Below are 1,819 nucleotides of genomic sequence, written 5' to 3'. Positions count from 1 at the left end.
TGCGTTCAATCTATTCAATACTGAAGCCTGGGAAGAAGGCTACTCCCTGTTAAATGATTTGGCTATTATGCAGGAGCAAGCCATTGCGGAAGAAGCCTGGGGCTACGCGGGTATTGCCGGAGTCATTCAAGCATTTACGTGGACTAATATGCTAGACCTATACGGAGATGTTCCTTTTAACGAGGCTCTGACCACCGACGTACGATCCCCTATATTTGATGATCACGCATCATTGTACGACGATATTCACGCTATTCTGGATGAATCTATTGACTACCTGAATCGCAACGCTAGCGAGATTGCTCCCGGCGATGATGACGTAGTATACAGTGGTGATTTGGCTCTATGGGCGAAAACGGCCTACGGACTAAAAGCCCGATTGTACATGAAACTAATCAACGTAGAAGCGGGAAATGCCCAACGAAGTTTAGATGCCGTAGGCAACTCGTTTGTCAGCCAGGAAGAAAGCTTTGTTCTTTCTCTGTATACCAACGTGCAACAAAACGGAAACCCGCTATCGGTTCCCGAATTTATTCAACCTCGCTCGGCTGCTGGTTCAGGACTGTTCACCGCTATGCTGGCGTTCACCCCGAACAACACCATTGAGGAAGACCCTCGGGCTGAACTGTGGTTAACCGTTCCTGATTCGGTAGGAGTTCGTACTCCCGGACCGAATGGTCAGCTAATGGAAGACTTTCTAAATCCTAACGGAAACTTTTACTCGAAGCCCAAATTTCTTCAGCAGCTCGACGCTCCCTTTCCGGTGCTCACCTATACTGAGCTACTGTTTATTACCGCCGAAGCTCACCTTCGTCAGGGAAATACTGCGGCGGCTCACGAAGCGTACCTCCAAGCAGTAACAGTCGCCCTGGAGCAGGCTTCGCTATTTAATCCTGACTTAGCGCTATCGGAGGAAGCTATTGCTACGTACTTAGATTACCCAACGGTAGATCCGGGAACTGCGAATTTGGCTTTAGAGGATATAATTTTGCAGAAAATTATTTACTTCACTCAGTTCCAGTTTATTGAGGCCTACAATGAAACCAGACGTACCGCAGTATTAGCTCCGGTGAACCCCGAAGGCCGGGCCAATCAGTTTACGTACCCTGACTCGGAGCGAACTCGTAACCCTAACATACCGACCAATGTTAACCCCTTGTCAGTCTTGGAACCTTCTACTAAATTAGTGTGGGCGCAATAGTTAAATAGATGAGTCAGTATATCGTTTCCGTAGGTGTTTATTTAGTATGTCTTCTTGGTTTCCGGCCTGCCGTGGCGCAACCGGTCAGCGACAGTCAGGAAAGCACCTACGATGTAGTGGTTTACGGAGCTACTCCTTCCGGCATTGCGGCGGCGATTAACGCAGCTCAGTACGGACACTCGGTGCTGTTGGCCGAAGAGTACGCTCAGATCGGGGGGCTGATGACCTCCGGTCTCTCGTTTACTGACTTTATCTCCTACGAAGTATTGGGAGGTACTTTTCTGGATTATACCCAGCGAGTAGAAGATTACTACCGAGATAAGTACGGGGCAGATTCCGAACAGTTTGCCGCTACGCACGGGGGCATCCACGCGGAGCCGCACGTTACGCTAGCGATTTTTCATCAGATGGTAGATGAGCATCCTTCCATCACCACCCAGACCCAGTGGCGGTTAGCTGATGTAGACCGTAGTGCGCTAACGGACAGCCTATCTACAATTCAGTCGGCTACGTTTGTGGATTTAGCAAATGACGACACGCTAAAGGTGAATGGTCAGATTTTTATCGATGCTACCTACGAAGGCGATCTGGCGGCTCAAGCCGGTGCCGAATACTGGG

The 1,819-nt window shown here is 49.4% G+C and carries 2 protein-coding genes; both read left to right on the top strand.

What is annotated here, in order from left to right:
- A partial coding sequence (locus WBA23_RS06220; protein WP_424581386.1) for a SusD/RagB family nutrient-binding outer membrane lipoprotein occupies positions 1-1,201 on the top strand: 1,201 nt, incomplete at its 5' end.
- An 8-nt stretch (positions 1,202-1,209) separates the two neighbouring features.
- Positions 1,210-1,819 (top strand): FAD-dependent oxidoreductase (locus tag WBA23_RS06215; RefSeq protein ID WP_424581385.1); only part of this gene is annotated, 610 nt, incomplete at its 3' end.

This window comes from Tunicatimonas sp., assembly GCF_049647865.1.
Lineage (GTDB): Bacteria > Bacteroidota > Bacteroidia > Cytophagales > Cyclobacteriaceae > Tunicatimonas.
Note: the sequence above shows the minus strand (reverse complement) of the source record. Positions and strands in the feature narration are given on the sequence as shown.